23 protein-coding genes are annotated in these 22,199 nt (G+C 73.5%); 7 read left to right on the forward strand and 16 right to left on the reverse strand.

Annotation, left to right across the window (positions count from 1 at the left end; translation table 11 throughout):
• Window positions 1-30: 30 nt before the first annotated feature.
• From AB0I42_RS11960 to AB0I42_RS11975, 4 genes are read right to left on the reverse strand one after another with little or no spacing between them, the layout of a single operon-like run.
• Window positions 31-834, reverse strand: a complete 804-nt coding sequence (locus AB0I42_RS11960) for an inositol monophosphatase (RefSeq protein WP_357536577.1) — start codon at window positions 832-834, stop codon at window positions 31-33.
• A complete protein-coding gene (locus AB0I42_RS11965; RefSeq protein WP_357536579.1) occupies window positions 831-1,286 on the reverse strand; it encodes a response regulator in 456 nt (151 codons plus the stop codon). The genes AB0I42_RS11960 and AB0I42_RS11965 overlap by 4 nt, the downstream gene beginning before the upstream one ends.
• A complete protein-coding gene (locus AB0I42_RS11970) occupies window positions 1,283-2,920 on the reverse strand; it encodes an ATP-binding protein (RefSeq protein ID WP_357536581.1) in 1,638 nt (545 codons plus the stop codon). Before AB0I42_RS11970 ends, AB0I42_RS11965 begins: the two co-directional genes overlap by 4 nt.
• Complete coding sequence (locus tag AB0I42_RS11975; protein ID WP_357536582.1) at window positions 2,917-4,131, reverse strand: SpoIIE family protein phosphatase; 1,215 nt, start codon at window positions 4,129-4,131, stop codon at window positions 2,917-2,919. The genes AB0I42_RS11970 and AB0I42_RS11975 overlap by 4 nt, the downstream gene beginning before the upstream one ends.
• A gap of 193 nt (window positions 4,132-4,324) precedes the next feature.
• On the opposite strand from AB0I42_RS11975, the gene AB0I42_RS11980 reads away from it, so the two are divergent.
• Together AB0I42_RS11980 and AB0I42_RS11985 are read left to right on the forward strand one after the other, a co-directional pair.
• The gene (locus AB0I42_RS11980; RefSeq protein ID WP_357536584.1) at window positions 4,325-6,715 is read left to right on the forward strand and encodes a M28 family peptidase; all 2,391 of its coding nucleotides are present in this window, start codon (window positions 4,325-4,327) and stop codon (window positions 6,713-6,715) included.
• Between the two features lie 107 nt (window positions 6,716-6,822).
• Complete coding sequence (locus AB0I42_RS11985) at window positions 6,823-7,347, forward strand: VOC family protein (protein ID WP_357536586.1); 525 nt, start codon at window positions 6,823-6,825, stop codon at window positions 7,345-7,347.
• Window positions 7,348-7,356: 9 nt separating this feature from the next.
• Here the strand turns inward: AB0I42_RS11985 and AB0I42_RS11990 are convergent, their stop codons facing one another.
• The 3 genes from AB0I42_RS11990 to AB0I42_RS12000 all read right to left on the reverse strand — a co-directional run bounded on the left by AB0I42_RS11990 (window position 7,357) and on the right by AB0I42_RS12000 (window position 9,002).
• Window positions 7,357-7,623 (reverse strand): Smr/MutS family protein, encoded by a 267-nt coding sequence (locus tag AB0I42_RS11990; protein WP_357513074.1) that lies wholly within the window; start codon window positions 7,621-7,623, stop codon window positions 7,357-7,359.
• A gap of 137 nt (window positions 7,624-7,760) precedes the next feature.
• Entirely contained in the window at window positions 7,761-8,126 is a 366-nt protein-coding gene (locus AB0I42_RS11995) for a tetratricopeptide repeat protein (protein WP_357536588.1), read from the reverse strand.
• A gap of 99 nt (window positions 8,127-8,225) precedes the next feature.
• Complete coding sequence (locus AB0I42_RS12000) at window positions 8,226-9,002, reverse strand: ROK family protein (protein WP_357536590.1); 777 nt, start codon at window positions 9,000-9,002, stop codon at window positions 8,226-8,228.
• A gap of 51 nt (window positions 9,003-9,053) precedes the next feature.
• Here AB0I42_RS12000 and AB0I42_RS12005 point away from each other — a divergent pair, with 51 nt between their 5' ends.
• Genes AB0I42_RS12005 through AB0I42_RS12015 form a run of 3 tightly spaced genes read left to right on the forward strand, consistent with a single transcriptional unit; the run spans window position 9,054 to window position 11,521 of the window.
• The gene (locus tag AB0I42_RS12005) at window positions 9,054-10,691 is read left to right on the forward strand and encodes an ABC-F family ATP-binding cassette domain-containing protein (protein WP_357536592.1); all 1,638 of its coding nucleotides are present in this window, start codon (window positions 9,054-9,056) and stop codon (window positions 10,689-10,691) included.
• Window positions 10,692-10,728: 37 nt separating this feature from the next.
• On the forward strand, window positions 10,729-11,037 hold the full coding sequence (locus AB0I42_RS12010) for a hypothetical protein (RefSeq protein WP_357536594.1): 309 nt from the start codon (window positions 10,729-10,731) through the stop codon (window positions 11,035-11,037).
• A 13-nt stretch (window positions 11,038-11,050) separates the two neighbouring features.
• Window positions 11,051-11,521 carry an OsmC family protein gene (locus tag AB0I42_RS12015; protein ID WP_357536596.1) on the forward strand — a complete coding sequence of 157 codons (471 nt, stop codon included), beginning with the start codon at window positions 11,051-11,053 and terminating at the stop codon, window positions 11,519-11,521.
• A 2-nt stretch (window positions 11,522-11,523) separates the two neighbouring features.
• Here AB0I42_RS12015 and AB0I42_RS12020 read toward each other — a convergent pair whose 3' ends face one another.
• The 9 genes from AB0I42_RS12020 to AB0I42_RS12060 form a co-directional block, all read right to left on the reverse strand.
• On the reverse strand, window positions 11,524-11,895 hold the full coding sequence (locus AB0I42_RS12020; protein ID WP_357536598.1) for a hypothetical protein: 372 nt from the start codon (window positions 11,893-11,895) through the stop codon (window positions 11,524-11,526).
• A 90-nt stretch (window positions 11,896-11,985) separates the two neighbouring features.
• Window positions 11,986-12,204, reverse strand: a complete 219-nt coding sequence (locus tag AB0I42_RS12025) for a hypothetical protein (RefSeq protein WP_357536600.1) — start codon at window positions 12,202-12,204, stop codon at window positions 11,986-11,988.
• 129 nt (window positions 12,205-12,333) lie between these two features.
• Window positions 12,334-13,392, reverse strand: coding sequence for an ABC transporter ATP-binding protein (locus tag AB0I42_RS12030; protein WP_357536601.1), 1,059 nt, complete (start codon window positions 13,390-13,392; stop codon window positions 12,334-12,336).
• A complete protein-coding gene (locus tag AB0I42_RS12035) occupies window positions 13,389-14,159 on the reverse strand; it encodes an ABC transporter permease (protein WP_357536801.1) in 771 nt (256 codons plus the stop codon). Before AB0I42_RS12035 ends, AB0I42_RS12030 begins: the two co-directional genes overlap by 4 nt.
• A gap of 86 nt (window positions 14,160-14,245) precedes the next feature.
• The gene (gene modA / locus AB0I42_RS12040) at window positions 14,246-15,040 is read right to left on the reverse strand and encodes a molybdate ABC transporter substrate-binding protein (RefSeq protein WP_357536603.1); all 795 of its coding nucleotides are present in this window, start codon (window positions 15,038-15,040) and stop codon (window positions 14,246-14,248) included.
• A gap of 36 nt (window positions 15,041-15,076) precedes the next feature.
• Window positions 15,077-15,469 carry a TOBE domain-containing protein gene (locus AB0I42_RS12045; protein ID WP_357536605.1) on the reverse strand — a complete coding sequence of 131 codons (393 nt, stop codon included), beginning with the start codon at window positions 15,467-15,469 and terminating at the stop codon, window positions 15,077-15,079.
• Window positions 15,470-15,700: 231 nt separating this feature from the next.
• Window positions 15,701-16,498, reverse strand: a complete 798-nt coding sequence (locus AB0I42_RS12050) for a methyltransferase (protein WP_357536606.1) — start codon at window positions 16,496-16,498, stop codon at window positions 15,701-15,703.
• A gap of 133 nt (window positions 16,499-16,631) precedes the next feature.
• Window positions 16,632-17,645 (reverse strand): ABC transporter substrate-binding protein, encoded by a 1,014-nt coding sequence (locus AB0I42_RS12055; RefSeq protein WP_357536608.1) that lies wholly within the window; start codon window positions 17,643-17,645, stop codon window positions 16,632-16,634.
• An 87-nt stretch (window positions 17,646-17,732) separates the two neighbouring features.
• Window positions 17,733-18,560, reverse strand: coding sequence for an SAM-dependent methyltransferase (locus AB0I42_RS12060; RefSeq protein WP_357536610.1), 828 nt, complete (start codon window positions 18,558-18,560; stop codon window positions 17,733-17,735).
• A 266-nt stretch (window positions 18,561-18,826) separates the two neighbouring features.
• Between AB0I42_RS12060 and AB0I42_RS12065 the strand changes: the two genes are divergently transcribed.
• Both AB0I42_RS12065 and AB0I42_RS12070 read left to right on the forward strand, forming a co-directional pair.
• A complete protein-coding gene (locus AB0I42_RS12065; RefSeq protein ID WP_357536613.1) occupies window positions 18,827-19,720 on the forward strand; it encodes a phosphotransferase in 894 nt (297 codons plus the stop codon).
• A 155-nt stretch (window positions 19,721-19,875) separates the two neighbouring features.
• Complete coding sequence (locus AB0I42_RS12070) at window positions 19,876-22,197, forward strand: lantibiotic dehydratase (RefSeq protein WP_357536614.1); 2,322 nt, start codon at window positions 19,876-19,878, stop codon at window positions 22,195-22,197.
• Window positions 22,198-22,199: the final 2 nt, after the last annotated feature.

Raw genomic sequence — 22,199 nt, forward strand, 5'->3', positions numbered from 1 at the left:
CCACCCCACGACGGCCATCGGCCGTGGGGATCACACGCCGGCCGTACGCAGCACCTCGCGCACCTCGTGCCAGATCTGCTCGGTGGCGGCCGCCACCAGGCCACTCCCCTCACCGCTCGCCTCGTACGGGCTGCCGTCGAGGCGGCACGCCACCCCGCCCGCCTCCCGGACCAGGAACGAGCCCGCGACGTGGTCCCACGGCAGGGTCCGCCAGAAGACGGCGAAATGCTGCACCCCGGCGACCAGGTCGGCGTACTCCCGGCCGGCGCAGTGCACCCCGGGCAGCACCTCACCGAGCACGCTCGCCCGCTCCCGGAACGCCTCGCGCACCCCGGGCGGGAAGAACCGGGTCATGATCGGCCCACGCAGACCACCCGCCGGTGGCGGGTCGGCGCTGATCCGCATCCGCACCCCGTCCACGTACGCGCCGGAACCGGCCTCGGCGACGGTCAGGCTGTCGCGCACCGGGTCGTGGATCCAGCCGGCGACGGTCGTACCGTCCCGCACCAGCGCCACCATGATCGCGAACGGCGTACGGCCGGCGGCGTAGTTGGCGGTGCCGTCGATCGGGTCGACGACCCAGACCGGGTCGCTCCCCCGCAGCCGGGCGAGCAGCGCCGGATCGGCCGCCACCCCCTCCTCGCCGACGACCACCGAACCGGGCAGCAGGGCGGTCAGCCCGGCGCTGAGCACCTCCTCGGTGCGCTGGTCGGCGACGGTCACCACCTCGCCGGGCGCCTTCTCGGTGACGTCGGCGGCGGACAGCCGCCGGAACATCGGCAGCACGACCTCGGTGGCCGCCTCCCGGATCAGCGCCGAAACGTGCTCGATCATCCGTTGCGCGGGGGCAGCTTGACCACGCTGACGAAGAACTCGTCGATCTGGCGTACGACCGCGATGAACCGCTCGAAGTCGACCGGCTTGGTCACGTAGGCGTTGGCGTGCAGCTGGTAGCTGCGCAGGATGTCCTCGTCGGCCTGCGACGTGGTCAGCACCACCACCGGAATCCGGCAGAGCTGCTCGTCCTTCTTGATCTCGGCCAGCACCTCGCGGCCGTCCCGGCGCGGCAGGTTGAGGTCGAGCAGGATCAGGTCGGGGACGACCGCGTCGGCGTACTTGCCCTCACGGCGCAGGTAGGCCAGCGCCTCGGCGCCGTCGGAGACGACCTGGAGCCGGTTGCGCAGCTTGTGCTCCTCGAACGCCTCCTGGGTCATCAGGACGTCGCCCGGGTCATCCTCGACCAGGAGCACCTCGATCGGGCTCCTGCCATCGGCGGGTGCGGTCACGCCACAGTCTCCTTCACACCGTCCGGCCGGTCCGCCGGCTCGCCGTCCCCGGTGTCGGCCACGTCGGACCCGTCCGGCTCGTCGGGTGCCGGCTCGTCGGCGACCACGGGAAGAGTAAAGCGGATGGCGGTCCCCCCGGTGACCTCCGGGTCCACCCAGATCCGGCCACCGTGATACTCAACGATCTTCTTGCCGATCGCCAACCCGATGCCGGTGCCCGGATAGGCGTCCTTGGAGTGCAGGCGCTGGAAGATCACAAAGATCTTGTCGGCGAACTCCGGCTCGATCCCGATGCCGTTGTCCTGGCAGGTGATCTCCCACTCGTCGTCGACCCGACGGGCCGAGACGTTGACCCGCACCGGTTCGTCCGGCCGCCGGAACTTGATCGAGTTGCTGACCAGGTTGACCAGGAGGTTGGTCAACAGCGGCTCCTCGCCGTGCACCACCGGCAGGTCCGCCCAGGTCACCTCGCCGCCGGCGTACTGCCGGGCCGCCTCGGTCTGCCCGGCCACCTGGGTCATCACCTCGTTGAGGTCGACGTCGGTGAAGCCGGTGGTGAGCCGGCCGATCCGGGAGAACGCCAGCAGGTCGTTGATCAGGCGCTGCATCCGCTGCGCGCCGTCGACCGCGAACGCGATGTACTGGTCGGCCCGCTCGTCGAGCTGCCCGGCGTAGCGGCGCTGCAGCAACTGGCAGAAGCTGGCGACCTTGCGCAGCGGCTCCTGCAGGTCGTGCGAGGCCACGTACGCGAACTGCTCCAGATCGCGGTTGGACCGCACCAGTTCCTCGGCCTGCTTCTGGAGCTGACTGTTGATCCACTCGATGCGGGTCCGGGCCTCACGCACCTCGGCCAGCTCGGCGGCGATCCGGCGGCGCATGCCGTCGACGTCCCCGGCCAGCGCGGCCAGCTCGGGCGGGCCGACGCCCTGGATGTCGCGCTGGTAGTCGCCCTCGGCGACCAGGCGTACCTGGCTGGCCAGGTGGGTCACCGGGTCGATCACCAGCCGGTTGATCAACAGGATCAGCGCCGCGGCGGCGATCAGGACCACGGCGGCCGCGGTCACCAACAGGACGACCAGGGTGTTACCGGTCTGCCGGGCGTCGGCCGCGATCTGGTTACGCAGCGCCAGGATCTCCGCCTGGAGCTGCTGCACTTCCGAGCGCAGCACGTCGAAGCGCACCCGGGCCCGCTCGTCCAGCAGCGACTGGGCCGCCTCCGTGCCCCTGCTGTCGACCGCCTCGATCACCGGTACGGCGATCTCCAGCCGCCACTGCTCGGCCTGGTCGCGGATCTGCCCCACCCGCCGCCGGATTTCCGGCTCGTCGGTCAGCAGGCCGTCCATCTGGGTCAGCAGGTCACGCTCCTGCTCGACGCCGCGCTCGTACGGCACCAGGTCGACCGGGTCGCCGCTGACCGCGTAGCCCCGGATGCCGGTCTCCTGGTCGAGCAGCGTGCCGAGCAGCGCCTCGCTACCGGTGCGCAGCGGGCCGCTCTTGTCGAGCAGGGTGTCGAGGTGGGTGCGGTTCTGTGCGGCCTGCACCACCCCGATCGTGGCCAGCGCGGCCAGCAGGACCCCGACCAGCACGCACATCGTGGTGACCCGCCGGCGCAGCGTCCACTTCCGGCCGTTCACCGCCCGCCGCCCCGGCTCACCAGCAGCATGGCGACGTCGTCGGCGAGCGGGCCGCCGTTGGCCAACTCGGCCCGCCCGACCAGCCAGCCGGGCAGTTCGTCGAGCGGCACCCGCGCGGTGTCCGGATGGCCGACCAGCTCGGTCAGCCCCGGGACGTCGAGCCGCTCGCTGCCGCCCCCCACCCGCCCCTCGATCAGGCCGTCGGTGTACATCAACAGGGACCAGTCATCACTGTCGAACTCCAGTTCGAAGGCGCGTGGGGGCCGCGGCCGGACACCGAGCAGGAGCCCGCCGGGGGCGGGTACGGGCGCGACCCGGCCGCCGGAGAGCAGCAGCGGCGGCGGATGGCCGGCCAGCCGTACGGTGGCCCGGTTGCGGGACAGGTCGAGGCGGACCGCGGCGACCGTCGCGAAGATCTCGCGGAGCCGGCGCTCGCTCATCAGGACCTGCTCCAGCGCGGGCAGCACGGCGTCGTCGGGCACCCCGGCGAGCACCAGCGCCCGCCAGGCCACCCGCAGTTCGACGCCGAGCGCGGCCTCGTCGACCCCGTGCCCGCACACGTCACCGACGATGAGGTCGACCCGGTCGGGCGTGGTCTGCACCACGTCGTAGAAGTCGCCGCCGATCAGCGCCGCGTGCCGGCCCGGCCGGTAGAACGTGTGGACCTCGACCTCGCGGGTCGTCATCAGCGGCTGGGGCAGCAGGCCGCGTTCGAGGCGGGCCGACTCGGCCTGGCGCAGCTCGGCCTCGCGCAGCCGGCGGGCGTTCTCGTCGGCCCGCTTGCGCTCGACCGCGTAGCGCAGCGCCCGGGTCAGCAGCACCCCGTCGACCTGGCCCTTGACCAGGTAGTCCTGGGCGCCTTCGGCGACTGCCCCGACGCCGAGGTGCTCGTCCTGACGGCCGGTGAGCACGCAGACCGCCGCACGGGAACTCATCGCGAGCACCTGGCGCAGCCCGTCGAGCCCCTGCGAGTCGGGCAGGCCGAGGTCGAGCAGTACGCAGTCGACCGCGCCGATCTGCTGGCGGGCCTGGGTGATGCTGGTGGCGACGACCAGGTCCATCGCCGCGTCGGCCTCGGCCAGCAACTCGCCGACCAGGAACGCGTCGCCCTCGTCGTCCTCGACGAGCAGCACGCGCAGCCGCTCGACCTGCGGAACCGGTAGTCCCGCACCGAGCCGGGCCCGCGGCGGGACGACGGAGGAACCGGTCACCACGGCACCCCTTCGGATCGCATCTGCGCCACTCTTCCCGGACGGTCGCTGATCGTCGGTCGCGGCAACCCGGTAAGGGTCGCGTGCGCCCACGCTATGCGACCGCCGGGCCGGGCGGCCACCCGGTCCGGTCCCGCTGGCCCCGGCGCCCGCTCTGACGGATGATGACAGCCCGCCGTTCGCAGGAGGCAACGTGGCCGCACCGCTGCTCCCCCCGGCCGACCGGGCGCTCGCCCGCCCGTCACGGCGGGTCACCGCCGCGGCCGCCGCCCTGGCCGCGCTCGTGGTGGTCGGCGCCGTCGGCCTGCTGGAGATCCGCCCGCCGCGGCCGCGGCCCGCCGACGCGCCGGCCGCACAGTTCAGTGCCGGGCGGGCGGAGGAGCACCTGCGGGTGGTGGCGGCCGAACCGCACCCGGCCGGCAGCGCGGCGAACGACCGGGTACGCGAGCACCTCGTCGGCACGCTGCGCGGGCTGGGCCTCGCGACCGAGGTGCAGGACACCGTGGCACCCGAGGCCGGCCAGCTCAGCGGTGCGGCCGGCGGCGCGACCCTGGCCCGGGTCCGCAACGTGGTCGCCGTGCTGCCCGGCACCGACCCGACCGGCCGGGTCTTCGTCGTCGCGCACTACGACTCGGTGCAGCTCGCGCCCGGCGGCAACGACGACGGGGCCGGCACGTCGACGATCCTGGAGGTCGCCCGCGCGATGACGGACGGGGCACGCCCCCGCAACGACGTGGTCTTCGTGCTCACCGACGCCGAGGAGGCGTGCCTGTGCGGGGCCTCGGCGTTCGCGTCGAGCCACCCGTTGGCCCAGGGCGGCGGGGTGGTGCTCAACCTGGAGGCGCGGGGCAGCACCGGTCCGGTCATCATGTTCGAGACGTCGCGGGACAACGCCGCGCTGGTCGGCGCGTACGGGCGGGCCGCGCCGCACCCGGTCGGCACCTCGTTCGCCGTCGAGGTCTACCGGCTGCTGCCCAACGACACCGACTTCACCGCGTTCCTCGCCGAGGACTTCGTCGGGCTCAACTCCGCCTATCTCGACGGCGGGGCGAACTACCACACTCCGCAGGACACGGTCGGCTCGGTCGATCTGGCCAGCATCCAGCACCACGGCGACAACACCCTGGCCCTGGTACGGGAGTTCGGGTCGGTCGACATCGCCGGCCTGACCGCGGACGGGGACGCGACGTACTTCCCCGTACCGGGCGGTCTGGTCCGCTACCCGGGCTGGTTGACCTGGCCGCTGGTGCTGCTGGCCGGTGCCGCGGTCGGTCTGCTGGCCTGGCTGGCCCGCCGGCGCGGACGTACGACGTGGTCGAAGTTGGGCGTCGGCTTCGAACTCTGGGCGGTGCCGATCGTGGTCGCCCCGGTCGCCGCGCAACTGCTGTGGGCGGGGCTCACCGCGATCCGGCCGGGGTACGCCGAGCTGCTCGACCCGTACCGTCCACAGTGGTATCGGCTGGCTGTCCTCGGGCTGACCGCCACGATCGTCCTCGCCTGGTACGCGCTGATCCGCCGGCGGATCGGACCGGCCGCGCTGGCGATCAGCGGCCTCGGCTGGCTGGTGGCGCTCGGCGCGGTCCTCGCCGCGCTCGCGCCGGGCGGTTCGTATCTGGCGACGCTGCCGGCGCTGGCGACGGCGATCGGCGGAATCGTCGCGCTGCTGGTCCGCCCGGGCAGCGTCTGGGCGGTGGTCGCGGTCACCGCCGGCGCGGCGGTGGGCGTGCTCGTCCTGTTGCCGACCGTGGTGCTGCTCTTCCCGGCACTCGGCATGGCGATGGGCGGCGCCGCCGCGGTCTTCACCGTGCTGCTCGGCATCGCGGTGCTGCCGGTCGTCGACCTGCTGCATCCGGAGGCCGGCGGGCAACGTGGACTGGCGGCCCTGGAGGCCCGGCGGGCGGCGGCCGTCCCGACGCTCGCCGCCGGCCTGGCCACGCTGGTGTTCGCCGGGGTCGGACTGGCCGTCGACCGGTTCGACGCCGACCATCCGACGCAGACCCACCTCATGTACGCCCTGGACGCCGACACCGGCACCGCCCGGTGGCTCAGTCGGGAGGCCGACCCGCAGCCGTGGACCGCCGGATACGTCGACGGGCCGGCCTCGATCGCCGACGAGTTCCCCGCCCTGGCCGCCCACGAGCTGCTCGCCGGCCCGGCGCAGGCGGCCGCTCTGCCGGCACCGGCCGTGCAGACGGTCAGCGACACCACCACGGCCGGGGTCCGCACGCTACGGGTCAGGCTGGTGCCGCAGCGCCAGGTACGGCTCGCCGCGCTGCACGTCGACCAGACCACCGCGACGGTGCGGTCCGCGACGGTGGCCGGGGTGCCGGTGCCGGTCGAACCCACCGACGACGACCGGTGGAGCTTCGGCATCGTCTTCCACGCCCCGCCGCCGGAGGGAGTGGAGATCGAACTGACCCTGGCGGCGACCGGACAGCCGGTGGCGCTGCGGGCGGCGGACGCCAGCGACGGCCTGTCCGGGCTGCCGGGCTTCCGGCCCCGGCCGGCCGATGTCGGGATCGTCGGCTCGCACAGTTCGGAGATGCTGATGGTGGCCCGGACCTACCGCCTGCCCCCGGCGTAGCCGGGGCTGACGCGGCGCGGTCATAGCGGACAGGATCTGACCGGAACAGCTCCTACGTTGGTGCCGAAGGCCGCCGTGGCGGTCGCGGACCGACGAGGAGGACCGGAATGGAGCAGGTGGGCGACGACAAGGTACGCGCGGTGCCGACGCCGTACGGGACGGTGACGCCGTACGTGGTCGTACGGAACGCAGGCGCGTTCCTCGACTTCCTGGTGGCGGCGTTCGGTGCCGTGGAGCGCGGGCGGGTGCCGAACCCCGACGGCACGGTCGGACACGGCGAGGTCATGATCGGCGACTCGGTCGTGATGTCGTTCGAGGCGAACGAGCACTGGCCGCCGACACCGGCCTTCCTGTCGCTGTACGTCGGGGACTGCGACGCCGTCTCACGGTCGGCGACCGCCGCGGGAGCCACCGTCGTCACCCCGCTGGGCACGAACGCGTGGGGTGACCGGGGATGCCGCCTGAAGGACCCGTTCGGCAACCTCTGGTGGGTCCAGACCCACGTCGAGGACGTCCCCGAGTCGGAGATGTACACCCGGATGGCGAGCCCGGAACACGAGGAGTTGATGCGCGTGTCGACCGAGACCCTCGACGGGTTCATGCGCTCCGTGCGCGGGGCCGGCGTGGCCTGATCCGGCGGGTCAGCGGCCGGACGACTTCCAGCGGAAGTGGACGAAGAGGCGACCGAAGTTGTCGGAGTCCTTCTCCACCCGGTGGTAGAGCTGCTTGATCTCCTTCTGGTCGAGGAAGCGCAGCACCCGCTTCTTCAACTGGCCCGACCCCTTACCGGGAATGATCTCCACCAGGGTGGCCTTCTTGGCGACCGCCTCGTTGATGATTCCGCGCAGCGCCCGGTCGATGTCCTGGTTCCGGTTGAAGATGTCGTGCAGGTCGAGCTTGAGCTTCATCGCGCGGCTCCCGGCTGCTCAGAATCCATGACGGCTGCCGTCGGCATGATCGGTCCGCTCGCGTGCTCGCTCATGACAGCAGATGGTAGGCCGGCCGCCGGGAGCGGGAAACCTGCTCACGGCGGCCGGCCGGTGGTTCAGCGGTTGACCCGGTTCTCGACCCGGCGCAGCGCGGCGGAGTATTCGGCGTTCTCCTCGGCGCGCATCGCCACGGCGAGGCGCAGGTGTCCGAGCGCCTCGGCCGGCCGGCCGAGACGTTCGAGGGTACGGCCGAGCACGTGGTGCGCGTAGTGGTCGCTGGGGTCGCTGACCAGCATCGCCCGCAGCTGCTCCTCGGCCCGGTTGAGCTGGGCCGCGCCGAAGTACGCGCGCGCCAGCAACTGCCGTACCGCGGTGTTGCCGGGCTCGGCGGCGACGATCGGCTCGAGCAGTTTGGCCGCGTACGCCGGGTCGCCGGCCTCGAAGAACAGCTCCGCCCGCCGGTACTCCTGCAGAAGATCCATGTTTCCGCCTCCCGGTTCGGTCGTACCCGTGCGGGTGGCACAACAACGGGACAAGCGGTCCTCTTCCCCGCGTCGCGGCCGGCGGGTGGCCCGGCCAGGTCAGGCCCGGTCGCTGCGGACCGGTCGGTGCGGGCGGACCGACCAGGCGCGGACCCCGCCGAGGATGCCGGCGGTGTTGGGGACCACCACCACGTCGTCGCCCATCCGGGCCAACTGCTCGGGGCGGATCAGCCGGGAGTTGCCGCCGCCGAGGTAGAGCCGGTCCCACAGGAACACCGGGCGCAGGCCCTCGACGACGCCGCGTACCCGGCGGGACCAGAACGTGTCGCCGAGCCGGCGGCGTTCGTGCTCGCCGACGTACGTGTCGTAGCTCTGCCCCCAGCGGACCGGCGCCTGCGACAGCTCCAGGTGCGGGGCCAGCACGCCGCCGTCGAACAGTGCGCTGCCCAGGCCGGTGCCGAGGGTGAGCACGAGTTCCAGGCCGGTGCCGGCGACCACGCCGGCGCCGTGCACCTCGGCGTCGTTGAGCACGAGTACGGGCACCCCGAACGCCTCGGTCAGCCCGGTCTGGGCGTCGAACCCGAACCACTGGGCGACCAGATCCTGGTCGACCTTGGTGCGCGGGCCGGCCCGGGTGATGTAGTGCGGGGTGGCCACCACCACGCCGTGCCGCAGCATGCCGGGCATGCCGACGGTCACCCGGTCGGCGGCCGGCAGCTCCGCGGCCAGGTCGAGCAGGGTCTTCACGAACAGCGACGGGGGCAACGGGTAGGGGGTCGGCACCCGCAACGGGCGGGCCCGCATCGTGCCCTGCTCGTCGAGCACCGATCCCTTGATGCCCCCGCCGCCGCAGTCGATCGCCAAGGTCGTCACCACAGGCACAGTCTGCACGGCGGGTACGGGTGCGCGGGATAGCATCTCCCCCTGATGGCTGCCACCCTGATCGCACGCGGGCTCGTCGCCGGCCACGGCGACAAGATCCTCTTTTCCGACCTCGATCTCGTCGTCGCGCCCGGCGACGTGGTCGGGCTGGTCGGGGTCAACGGGGCCGGTAAGTCGACCCTGCTGCGCATCCTCGCCGGCCGCCAGCCGGCCGAACAGGGTTCGGTGCAGCTCAACCCTCCGTCGGCCACGGTCGGCCACCTGCCGCAGGAGCCGGACCGCCGGGCCGGCGAGACGGTCCGCGCGTTCCTGTCCCGGCGTACCGGGGTCGCCGCCGCCCAGCGGGACATGGACGAGGCGGCCGAGGCACTGGCCACGGGCACGTCCGGGGCCGACGACCGGTACGCCGCCGCGCTGGAACGGTGGCTCGACCTGGGCGGCGCCGACCTGGCCGAACGGGCCGAGACGGTCGCCGACGAACTCGGCCTCACCGTCGACCTCGACCAGCCGATGACCACCCTCTCCGGCGGGCAGGCGGCCCGGGCGTCGATGGCGTCGCTGCTACTCAGCCGCTACGACGTGTTCCTGCTCGACGAGCCGACCAACGACCTCGACCTCGACGGGCTGCGCCGGCTGGAGGAGTTCGTCACCGGGCTGCGGGCCGGCACCGTACTGGTCAGCCACGACCGCGAGTTCCTGACCCGTACGGTGACCCGGATCGTCGAACTCGACCTGCCCCAGCAGCAGGTCCGGCACTACGGCGGCGGGTACGCCGCCTACCTGGAGGAGCGCGAGGTGGCCCGCCGGCACGCCCGCGAGGAGTACGAGGAGTACGCCGACACCCGCGCCGGCCTGGAGGCCCGGGCCCGCACCCAGCGGTCGTGGATGGAGAAGGGCGTGAAGAACGCCCGCCGCAAGGCGACCGACAACGACAAGATCGGTCGCAAGTTCCGGTCCGAGGCGACCGAGAAGCAGGCGGCGAAGGCCCGGCAGACCGAGCGGCTGATCGAGCGCCTGGAGGTGGTCGAGGAGCCGCGCAAGGAGTGGGAGCTGCGGATGGAGATCGCCGTGGCGCCGCGCGCCGGTGCGGTCGTCGCGGCGCTGCGCGGTGCGGTCGTACGCCGTGGCGGGTTCACCCTCGGGCCGGTCGACCTCCAGATCGACTGGGCCGACCGGGTGGCGATCACCGGCGCCAACGGGTCCGGCAAGTCGACGCTGCTCGGGGCGCTGCTCGGCCGGCTGCCACTGGAATCCGGCAGCTCGGCGCTCGGGCCCGGGGTGGTCGTCGGCGAGGTCGACCAGGCGCGGGGACTGTTCCTCGGCGACGAATCCCTGCTGGACGCGTTCGGTGCGGCCGTACCCGCGATGGTGCCGGCGGACGTACGGACGCTGCTGGCCAAGTTCGGGCTGCGGGCGGCACACGTGCTGCGCCGGGCGGCGACGCTGTCGCCGGGTGAGCGGACCCGGGCCGCGCTGGCCCTGTTGCAGGCGCGTGGGGTCAACCTGCTGGTCCTCGACGAGCCGACCAACCACCTCGACCTGCCCGCGATCGAGCAGCTCGAGTCGGCGCTGGCGAACTATCCGGGCACGCTGCTGCTGGTGACCCACGACCGGCGGATGCTCGACGCCGTACGGACCACCCGGCGCATCGAGGTCGAGTCGGGCCGGGTCGTCGCCCGCTAGCCCTTGTGCGGCGCCGGTTCCGGGCGACAATCAACGGGTGATCACATGGGAGTACGCACTACTTGTGCGACGGCGGGTACCCCGGATGCACGACACCGGGTGGGAGCTGACCTACACCTGGTACGGGCCGGACGGCCAGGTGCTGGACGTCACCCCGTACGGCGACACGGCTCTGGCGCATCTCAACCGGGCCGGGTCGCAGGGCTGGGAGCTGGCGTCTGTGACTGAGGACACATCCATGCAGGGCTCCAGCGAGTTGCACCGCTACCACATGAAACGGTCCAGGACGACGGGGCCGCCGCGGCAGCGTATCCGCAGCTCAACGCGGGCGGTTCGGCGCAACTGACGGGAGCGGCACCATGGCCAGGACCCACACCTACGAGCTGTCGGTGAACTGGACCGGGGACCGGGGCACCGGCACCAGCGCGTTCCTGGCCTACGACCGGACACACGAGATCGACGCGCCGGGTCGGCCCATGCTGCCCGGCTCGTCGGACCCGGCGTTCCGGGGCCAGGCCGACCGGTGGAACCCGGAGCAGTTGCTCGTCGCGTCGCTGTCCCAGTGCCACATGCTGTGGTACCTGCACCTGTGTGCCGACGCGGGCGTGGTCGTCACCGGCTACACCGACCAGCCGGTCGGCACGATGGTCGAAGAGGCCGGGGCCGGCGGGCAGTTCACCGGGGTCGAGCTGCGGCCGCGGGTCACCGTCACCGAGGCCGGGATGGTGGAGCGGGCGACCGAGCTGCACACGGCGGCGCACAAGCTGTGCTTCATCGCCCGGTCGGTCAACTTCCCGGTGACCCACCGCCCGGTGGTCGAGGCCGCCTGAGGTCAGCGCCTCTTGCCACCCTTCGAGGTGGTCTTGCGGGTCTTCGGGTTGTTGTTGGTGCCGCTGTTGGAGTTGTCGGCCGAGGTCGGTGACGCGGTCGGGGTCGGCGTCGGGCTGGGCTCCTTGGCCGGGGTCCAGCCGGCGGGCGGTGTGTTGCGGCCGGCCGACACCCATGACCAGGCGACGAACCTGCCGTTCACCATGCGACCGCAGTCCGGCACCTCCGACTTGCGGCGGTCCTCGGCGTCGCAGTCCTCGACCTCGACGCCCGATCCACCGGGCGGCGTCTGTGGTGCCGGGTCGCCACCGCAGCCGGTGACGAACACGAGGGTGGCCGCGAGTGCCACGGTCGAGGCGAGTGTGGACAGTCGCATGCGGACCTCTTTCGGATCTGGGTGGCGGCGTCGGCCATCGACCACAGTGACCTATCGATGCAACACCCGGACCGGGTACGTGTCGGCAGGTCAGCCCCGGTTGCGCGGATGCTGCCTGGCGGTCCGCTCGTTGCCACGCCGGTAGTTGCCGGTCCAGCGGGCCATCACCTGCTGTGGGTCGTCGTCGACCTCGGCCAGGAACTCGGCCGCCCGTCCGCCGCGCAGGGTGGTGGCGCTTCGCCCGTGGTGCGTGATGACGACCGACCCGTCGGCCCGTGTGATGTAGTCGAATCCCTCCGCCCGTCCCATGCCCCGAGATCCTGCCAGCACCACCGCGTCGGGCCCATCGATTTCCGCACGCTCAAGATCCGCGTGATCAGGGAGTTTGCCGGACGGCGCGCCGCCGACACGCGGGAAACAGTCCCTGATCACGGGGATCTAGGCGGGGTAGGTGGTGGTCTCGATCGCTTTCAGGGCGGGCCAGACGCGGGCGCCGGGGGCCAGGTTCAGGTGGGCGGCGGCCGCGGGGGTGACGTCGGCGGCCAAGGGGATCGGGCCGGCGAGTTCGATCCGCAGGTTGTCGCCACTCGGAGCCACCGCCACGATCGTGGCCGGCCAGGTGTTGCGCGGGCTGCCGTCGGGCTGGCGCGGATACAGCGCGACGGCCGACGGGCGGAACGCCACGAACACCTCGCCGTGCTGCGGCTCGGCGGTGGCCAGCCGGAGGCCGCCGGCCAACTCCACCGTGGTGCCGTCGGCCCGGCCCCGATAGAGGTTGAGGCCGACCAGCCGGGCCACGTAGTCGGTCCGCGGTCGGGTCGTGACGGTGGCCGCGTCGCCGGACTGCACCACCCGGCCCTGCTCGACGATGACGAGCCGGTCGGCGAGGACCATCGCGTCGAGCGGGTCGTGGGTGATCAGCACCGTCGCGCCCGGGTGCTCGGCGAGGTGCCGGTGCAGGTGGACCCGGGTGTCGAGCCGGGTACGCGCGTCGAGGGCGGCGAGCGGTTCGTCGAGCAGGAGCAGGTCGGGTCGTACGGCCAGGGCGCGGGCGAGGGCGACCCGCTGGGCCTGCCCGCCGGAGAGCTGCCGGGGCCGGCGCCGCGCGTGCTCGGCCAATCCGACCCGGTCGAGCCAGCCGGCGGCGTCGGCGCGGGCCTGCTGGCGGGACACGCCGCGACAGCGCGGACCGAACGCGACGTTGTCGAGCGCGGTCAGGTGTGGAAAGAGCAGGTAGTCCTGGAAGACGACGCCGATCGAACGCTTTTCGGGGGCGACGAACCGCCCGGCGTCGGGATCGTCGAGCCGCCGGCCACCGATCGTGACGTGCCCGCCGTGCAGCGGCAGCAGGCCGGCGAGGGCGCGCAGGGCGGTGGTCTTCCCGGCGCCGTTCGGGCCGAGCAGTGCCACCACCTCGCCCGGCGCGGCGGTCAGCGGCAGGTCGAGGGTGAAGCCGGGCCGTTCGACGACCAGGTGCGCGTCCAGCAGTTCGGTCATGGGCTGGTGATCCACCGGTCGCGGAGGCTGGCGAGGATGGCGACCGAGACGACGAGCAGGACGAGGCTGAGCACGATGGCCGCCTCCAGGTCCTGTTCGAGGGCGAGATAGACGGCCAGTGGCATGGTCTGGGTGCGACCCGGGAAGTTGCCGGCGAAGGTGATGGTGGCGCCGAACTCGCCGAGGGCGCGGGCCCAGCACAGGACCGCCCCGGCGGCGATGCCCGGGGCGACCAGCGGCAGGGTGACCCGCCGGAAGGCGGTCCACCGGCCGGCGCCGAGGGTCGCGGCGGCCTCCTCGTAGCGGGCGTCGGCGCCGCGCAGCGCGCCCTCGACGGCGATGACGAGGAACGGCATGGCCACGAACGCCTCGGCCAGCACGACGCCGGTGGTGGTGAACGGCAGCGTGATCCCGAACGTCTCGTCGAGCCAGCCGCCGATCAGGCCGCGCCGGCCGAACACCAGCAGCAGCGCCACCCCGCCGACGACCGGCGGCAGGACCAGCGGGACGGTGACCAGGGCCCGTACGAGCCGCCGGCCGGGAAAGGTGGTGCGGGCCAGCAGCCAGGCCAGCGGTACGCCGAGCAGCAGGCAGAGCAGGGTCGCGGCGGTCGCGGTGACCAGCGAGAGCCGCAGTGCCTCCAGCACACCGGGCGCGGTGAGCCGCTGCGGGAGGCTGGTCCACGGTGTCCTGATCAGCAGCCCGGCCAGCGGCAGCACGAGGAAGCCGAGGCCGAGCAGGGCGGGCACGGCGAGCACGACCGGCACCCGCGCGGTCCCGCGCCGGCGCCGGCCGCGCCGGAGGCGGGTGACCGGCCCGGCTCCGGCGGTCTTGGCGCTGGTCGGCGGCACGGTCAGGGCGCCTGGAACCCGGCTTCGACCAGGACGGTGCGGGCCTTGTCGCCGAGCACGTACGCGACGAACGCCGCCGCCCCGGCGCTGTTGGGGGCCTGCTTCAGCGCGACGATCGGATAGTCGTTGACCGCGCCGGCGGACTCGGGGAACTCGATGCCGTCGACGTCGGCGGCCGCGGCCCGGGCGTCGGTGCGGTAGACCAGCGCCGCGTCGACCTCGCCGAGCCTGACCTTCGACAGTGCCTGCTTGACGTCCTGTTCGAGGGTGACCGGGGTCAGCGCGGTGCCGGCGGCGTCCAGCGCCGTCTTCGCCGCCGCGCCGCACGGCACCTGCTCGGCGCAGAGCGCGACCTTGGTGTCGGGCTTGGTCAGGTCGGCCAGGCCGGTGATGCCCTTCGGGTTGCCCTTGGCCACCGCGATGACGAGCTGGTTGCGTACGAAGACCTGCGGCTCGGCGGCGTTGTCGCCGGCGTCGGTGACGGTCTTCATGGTGGCCGGGCTGGCGGCGGCGAAGACGTCGGCGGGCGCGCCGGCGGTGATCTGCTGGGCGAGCTGGGAGCTGCCGGCGAAGCTGAAGGTGATCGTGACGCCCGGGTTGGCCGCCTCGAAGTCCGCGCCGATCCGGGTGAACGACTCGGTCAGCGAGGCGGCGGCGAGCACGGTGATGCTGCCGGTCACCGCGCCCGGCGAGCCGTCCGCGTCCGGCCGTGGGTCGTCGTCACCGCCGCCGCAGCCAGCCGTGGCCAGCAGCAGGGCACCGACCGCCACACTCAGCGTCCATCTCCGACCGCGCATCCGCGCTCCCCTTCCCCGTTTCGACCGGGCCGCTGGTCAGCGGGCCCGTTCCACCACGACGGTGGTCGACTTGATCACCGCGACGGCGGTCGAGCCGACCTCCAGGCCGAGGTCGTCGACGGCTTCCCGGCTCATCAGCGACACCACCCGGAACGGTCCGGCCTGGATGTCGACCTGGGCCATCACCGAGTCGCGGGTGACCGCGGTGACGATCCCGCGCAGCCGGTTGCGGGCCGACGAACGGCCGGCGTCCTCGTCGGGGTCGTCGGCCAGCGACTTGGCGAACCGGGCCAGGTCGACGCCGGAGACCGTGCGGTGGCCGTGGTCGTCGCGTTCGGCGGCGAGCCGGCCCCCGTCGATCCAGCGGCGGACGGTGTCGACGCTGACACCGAGGAGTTCGGCCGCCTCGCCGATCCGATAGGTGGTCACCTCGCCACCCTATGGCCGCATCTGCGAGTTGAAAAGCTCTGATCCCCCGCAGATGCCGGGGGGATCGCCCTCCCAAAGCCGCTGATGCGGCACACCGCCGGCCGGCGGGGCTGGGGAACCCACCGGCCGGCGGGGCCGGTGCCGGACGCTGTCCGCGAGGGCACGACGTACGTCGTCCGGCATATTCCGTCGCCGGCCCGGGCCGGGCCGTGACCCGGACCGGCGACGGGGTCAGTCCCGGCGGCCGATCGTGGAATAGAGCAGGTGGCCGCGTACGACGAGGCCGGAGGCCGGGTCGGTGGCGAGGCGGCCGATCTCGTCGAGGTCGGTGTCGGTGAGGGCGCCGGTGGTGAGGCGGTCGCGGTGTTGGGCGATGTTGACGCTGACCAGGGCGAGGCCCGGGCTGCCGGCGTACCAGACGGGTGTGTGGATCGCGGTGTCCAGGTCGCGCAGGCCGGCGGCGCGCATGGCGGGGTGGATGCGGACGGCCCAGGTGAGGTCGGTGCCGGCGGCGGCGAGGATGTCGCGGGCGACGGCGTGCTGGTAGACGGCGAACAGGGTGCGGGCGCCGGTGGTGGGGGCGTCGATGACGGCGGTGTCGGGCTGGATGGCCCAGTCTTCGACGCAGAGGACGCCGCCGGGGGTGAGGGCGTCGGCGAGGCGGGCGAGGATGCGTTCGCGCTGTGGCAGGTGCATGAGGACGAGGCGGGCGTGGATGAGGTCGTACGGCGGTTTCGGGACGGGGTCGGTGGCGATGTCGTGGGCGAGGGCGGTCAGGCGTGGGTGGCGGGGAATGAAGGCGGGACGGATGTCGGTGGCGAAGACGTGTCCGCCCGGTCCGACCTCCTCGGCGAGCCAGGCGGGTACGGCGCTGCCGCCGGCGCCGATTTCGAGGCAGCGCCGGCCGCGCAGGTCGAGGTGGGCGAGCCGGCCGATGGTGACGTCGTCGAGGAGAGCGGCGAGGCTGGCGAGCTGGTTCGGTGCGGCGGGGTGGTCGTTGTCGTAGGCGTAGTGGTCGTGCCTGGTCAAGGGTGGGTGCTCCAGGATCGGGCCGGTGGCCGGCGATGCGTGGGTACGAGGGTGGCCGGGGGCACGCCCCCGATCGCGCTGGGCGTGACGTGCCCCCGGCCGCGGGGTGGTGCGGCTCCCCGCCGGACGGGACTCAGGCGGGGGCGGGTGCCAGGTCGAAGGCGGCGACCCGGTCCGGGGCGAGTCCGGCGGGGATCGTGCCGGCGCCCTGGAGGACGGCGATGGCGCGGGCGATCCGTTCCGGGTCGAGTACGCCGGCGCGGGCGTTCGACAGCACGTACGGCTGCATCAGCGCGACCTCCTGTGCGGCGGCGGCCGGGTCGGCGGACGGGACGTGCTTGTGCAGGATCTGGCCGGCTTCGTCGGGGTGGTCGATGGAGTAGACGAGTCCTTCGAGGATCGCCTCGGTGAACCGGCGTACCAGGTCGGGGTCGTCCTTGATCAGGGTTATGGGTGCGATGAGGGCGTTGCCGTACAGGTCGGCGATGACGTCGGAGTACGGCAGCAGGTGCACCGGCCGCCCCTGGGCGGCCTTTTCGACGGTGCCCCGGGCGACGGTGAACTGGCCGATGCCGTCGACCCGGCCGGCGGCGAGCAGCCCCGGGGTCTGCTGCGCCGGGGAGTTCACCCACTGCACACTCGCAGGGTCGATCCCGGCGAGCCTGGCGTACGCCGGCCACAGCAGCATCGGCGCGCCACCGGGCACCCCGCCGACCCGCTTGCCTACCAGGTCGGCCGGGGTGGTGATGCCGGACGACTCCAGGACCGTGATCGAGTTCAGGGTGCGTTGCTGGATCGCCGCGACCGCGCGTACGTCGCCCTGGTAGTCACCCTGCCCGAGGGTGATCATGACGCCGGACAGGTCGTTGGCGGAGAACTGCGCCTGCCCGGCCGCGAGGAGTTTGAGGTTGTCGGCCGATCCCTGCCCGGGCTTGATCTCGACCTCGATCCCACGGTCGCGGAAGAAGCCCTTCTCCAACGCCACCCAGGCGTATGCTTCCCGGCCGAAGCTCGCGAACGCGGTCAGGTAGACCACCCGGTCAACCCCGTCCGGCTGCCGGGCCGGCGCGGCGGTGCAGGCGGCGGTGACCGCGAGCAGCCCGGCCAGGATCGCCGTACCGGCGCGGCGGGCGGGTCTGTTGCGCATCTCTGTTCACTCCAAACAGGACAGGGTTGGCGAGGCATGGACACGCCGGCGCCCCGCCCGGATCGGCCGGGCGAGGCACCGGCGAGGTCATCGGGTATACGGCAGCCGGCCGACGCCGGCCCAGATCGGCACCCGGGGGTGGGCGCCGGGCGCTTCGAGGTCGCCGGGTTCGGGCCACCAGGCGTCGACCGGTACGACCCCGGGTTCGAGGAGCCGCCAGCCGGCGAACAGGTCGGCGACCTGGGCCCGGCTACGGAACGTCAACGGCGTACCGGTGCGGGTGTTGTACTGCGCCACCACGCCGACCGTGGCCGCCGACATCTCGTCCGGCGTGGTCAGGTGGGAGACGACAAGGTGACTGCCGGGTGCGGCGACCGATCGGAACCCGGCGAGAATCCGGGCCGGGTCGTCGGCGACGAAGTGGAGGACCGCGACGGCGAGGACACCGACCGGCTGGTCGGGGTCGATCAGGTCCTGGGTCGCCGGGTCGGCCAGGATCGCGTTCACGTCGCGGATGTCGGCCTGCACCATCGCCGCGCGGTCGTCACCGGCCAGCAGGGACTGGCCGTGGGCGACGGCGACCGGGTCGATGTCGACGTAGACGACCCGGCCGTCGGGGTCGGCGGCGTGCACGATCTCGTGGACGTTGCCGACGGTCGGCAGCCCGGAACCGAGGTCGACGAACTGCCGTACGCCCTCGTCGAGCAGGAAGTCGACGGCGCGGCGCAGGAACGCCCGGTTGGCCTGGGCCCAGCGGCCGGCGTGCGGTTCGGCGGTGAGCATCTGCCGGGCGAGCGCCCGGTCGGCCGCGAAGTTCGCCGAGCCGCCCAGCAGCGCGTCGTAGACGCGGGCCGCGCTCGGCCGGTCGATGTCCACACCGGACGGATGCCGGTCGTCGGCGGAGTCGCCGCTCATCCGGACACCGGCCCGTGCAGTGCCGACCAGCAACCCATGGTGGTGTGCCTCCCCGGTGGTGGGCTCCGGGCGGCGCTTCCGCCCGGCGATGTCCCCACTCAAGCCGCCGTCGCCGATGTCGTGGAGCCCCGTACGCGGGGAATGACAGCGCGGGCCGGGTCACGACATCTTTATGACAAATAGCGACATTGGCGCCGGTGCACATATCGGCCGGGGCACCCGCGTGGACCCGCCGGGCCGGCGGCGCGGATCGGTAGGGTCGTCGGATGCTGAACCGGGATCTGGAGAACATCGCGCGGACGGCCCTGGCGGCACACCTGCCCGGAACGCACCTCGGCAGGCTGGAGCCGCTGGGCGAGGGCGAGGACAACGTCGCGTACGAGGTCGACGGCGAACTGATCCTGCGCGTCCGCAAGGAGGCCGACCCGGCACCCGCGACCGAACGGGAGGCCCGCCTGCTCGCCACCGTCGCCGACCTGTCGCCGCTGCCGGTGCCGACGCCGCTGTTCGCCGCGCCGGAGCTGGGCTGCCTGGCGTACCGGAAGGTGCCGGGAGTGCCGTTGCTGGACCTGCCCGACCGCCTGGCGTACGCCGCACCGGTGGCCGCCGCGATCGGCCGGCTGCTCGGGGCACTGCACGCCGTACCGGTCGAGCGGATGGCCGAGGTGGCCGAACCGGACCACCAGCCGCTGCCCGACTGGCTCGCCGAGGCCGTGGAGAACCACGCCGCCCTGGCCGGCCGGCTGCCGGCGGAGCACGGCGCGGCGATCGGGGCGTTCCTCGCCGCGCCGCCGCCGGACGGCGGGTACGTCCCGGTCTTCTCACACAACGACCTCGGCGTCGAACACGTCCTCGTCGACCCGGCCACCCGGACGGTGACCGGCGTCGTCGACTGGAGCGACGCCGCGATCGTCGACCCGGCGTACGACTTCGGCCTGCTGTTGCGCGACCTCGGCCCGGCCGCGCTCGAGACGGCCCTAGACGCCGCCGGGCGCACCGGCCCGGACCGCGACGGGCTGCGGAACCGGGCCCTCTTCTACGCCCGGTGCGGCGTGTTCGAGGACCTCGTCTACGGCTTCGAGGCACCGGACCGGTCGGCGTACGTCGACAAGAGCCTCGCCGCGCTGCACTGGCTGTTCCCGGCACCCGGCGGCGACTGAGGCGGTCGGCCCCGGACCGGATGCCCGTCCGCACAGGGTTGTGTGCACGAAACGTGCGCCGGTGGCGCCGAGTCGGCGAGGGAGCGCCGGTGCCGCCGTCGATACAGTGGACGGTGCCGGATGGGTCGCGTACGCCGAGTTCGCGGAGGATGGGTGTGGACCGTCAGTCGGGCGACCTCGTCGAACTGGGTGGCGGTTGGAGCCTGTGGCCGTGGTTCTGTCTACGGGCCGCCGGTTTTCCCGTCGACCTGCTCGAGCCGCTGGCCGACCCGCGACTGGCCGCGCTCGCCGACGACCTCGGCGCCGCGCCGGACGCCGAGCGCGAGGCGGCCTACCGGACGCGGTTCGACAGCGCCGGGGTGGCCCTCGGCAGGGCGCTGCACCGGGCCGCGAGCGATCCGCTGGTGCGCGAGGCGGTCGCCTGGCAGAACCCGCAGGCGCTGACCACCGGCTTCGACACGCTGCTGCGCCGCGACCCGGGCACGGTTTCGCGCACCGGCCGGCACCGCAAGACCGAGACGCTGGTGACCAGCTACCTGCACCGCTACTGCGCCAAGAACGACACGATCGGCTTCTTCGGCCCGCTGCGCTGGGGCCGGATCGACCCCGACCGGCCGCTGCCGGTCGGGCCCACGGACGACGGCACTCCCGGCTCGCGCACCCTCTACCTCGAAGGCTGGGCGCTCGCCGCGCTGGGCCGGGCGCTGGCCCCGCCGCTGCGGCCGTGGCTGGTCCCGCGGCTGCTGCCGCTGCTGCGCGCCGACGGGTCGTCGCTGCGGATACCGCTGGCCGCCGACGTACCGCTCGATCCGGTGTCGGCGGCGGTGCTGACCGCGTTGCGGCCCGGCCGGACCGCCCGCGAGGTCGTGGCGGCCGTGGTGGCCGCCCCGGATGCCCCGACCGGTGACCCGGACCGGGTGTGGACGGCGTTGACCGGCCTGCACCGGGCCCGGCGGATCGAATGGACCCTGGAGGCGCCGGCCGACGACCTGCGGGCCGCCGAGACGATGCGGGCCGTCGTGGCCGGGGTCGACGACCCGGCCGTACGCGACCCGGCGTTGCGCGCCTTCGACCGGCTGGCCGCCGCGGCCGGCGGGGTGGAGGCGGCCCGCGGCGCCCCGGACAAGGTGGTCGCCGCGCTGGACACGCTCGGCACCGTCTTCACCGAACTCACCGGCGAGGCGTCGGTACGGGAGGCCGGCGCGCTCTACGCCGGTCGCACCCTGGTCTTCGAGGAGTGCCGCCGGCCCGACTCGGTCGTGCTCGGCCGGGCCGCGCTCGATCCGCTGCGTGGGCCGCTCACGCTGCTGCTCGACAGCGCCCGCTGGTACACGGCGGCCGGGGCGGCCCTCTACCGGCGCACCCTGCGGACGGTCTTCGACCGGCTGGCGGCCGGCCGGGCGGACGGGGTGGTGCCGCTCGCCGAGTTGTGGCTCACCGCCCGTGGCCCGCTGCTCGACGCCCCGGACGCCCTGGTCCGCCCGTTGACCAGGGCGCTGCACCAGCGGTGGGAGCGGCTGCTCGCCGTGCCCGAGGGGGTGCGGCGGGTGGCGCGTACGTCGGCCGAACTGCGCGCCGGTTTCGCCGAGGTCTTCCCGGCCGGCCCGCCGGGCTGGGCCGCCGCCGTCCAGCACAGTCCCGACCTGATGATCGCCGCACCGGACCTCGACGCCGTACGCGCCGGCGACTTCGACTGGGTCCTCGGCGAGTTGCACCCGAGCTACCACACGATGCGCTACGCGAGCTGGGTCGACTGCCATCCGGAGCCGGAGGCGCTGGCCGCGGCGATGGCGGCCGACCTGCCCGGCGGCGTGGTCCGGATCGGTGCGACCGGGGCGCAGGGCGGCACCGCGACCAGGTTCTCGCGGCGGCTGCTCGGCCCGGCCGACCGGCGGCTGGTCTTCGCGCCGGACACCTGTGACGCCGACCCGGAACGCGACCTGGTGGTCGGCGCCTGCGACGTCGTCGACGTCGGGGGCCGGCTGACCGTCCGCCGGCACGCCGACGACCCCGGCTTCGACCTGGTCGAGGTGTTCGCCGACCTGATCGCCGGCAACCTGATGCCGCACTTCCGGCTGCTGTCGCCGGCGCCGCACCGGCCCCGGGTCACCATCGACCGGCTGGTGGTCAACCGGGAGACGTGGACGTTCCCGGCGGCCGCGCTCGGGTTCGCCGGGGACGCCGACGAGGCGCGGCGGTTCCTGGCCGCCCGCCGCTTCGCGGTCGGGCACGGGCTGCCCCGGCACGTGTTCGTCCGCGCCACCGGTGAGAAGAAGCCGGTGCACGTCGACCTCACCAGCCTGGCTTCGGTCGAGGTGCTGGCGCGGATGGTGCGCCGGGCCGACCGGACGGCCGGGTCCGAGGCCCGGGTGACGGTGACCGAGATGCTGCCGGCGCCGGACCAGATGTGGCTCGCCGACGCCGACGGCCGCCGCTACAGCGCCGAACTGCGGTTCGTCGCGGCGCCGTCCCGCTAGCG

The sequence above is a fragment of the Polymorphospora sp. NPDC050346 genome, assembly GCF_040655695.1.
Lineage (GTDB): Bacteria > Actinomycetota > Actinomycetes > Mycobacteriales > Micromonosporaceae > Polymorphospora > Polymorphospora lycopeni.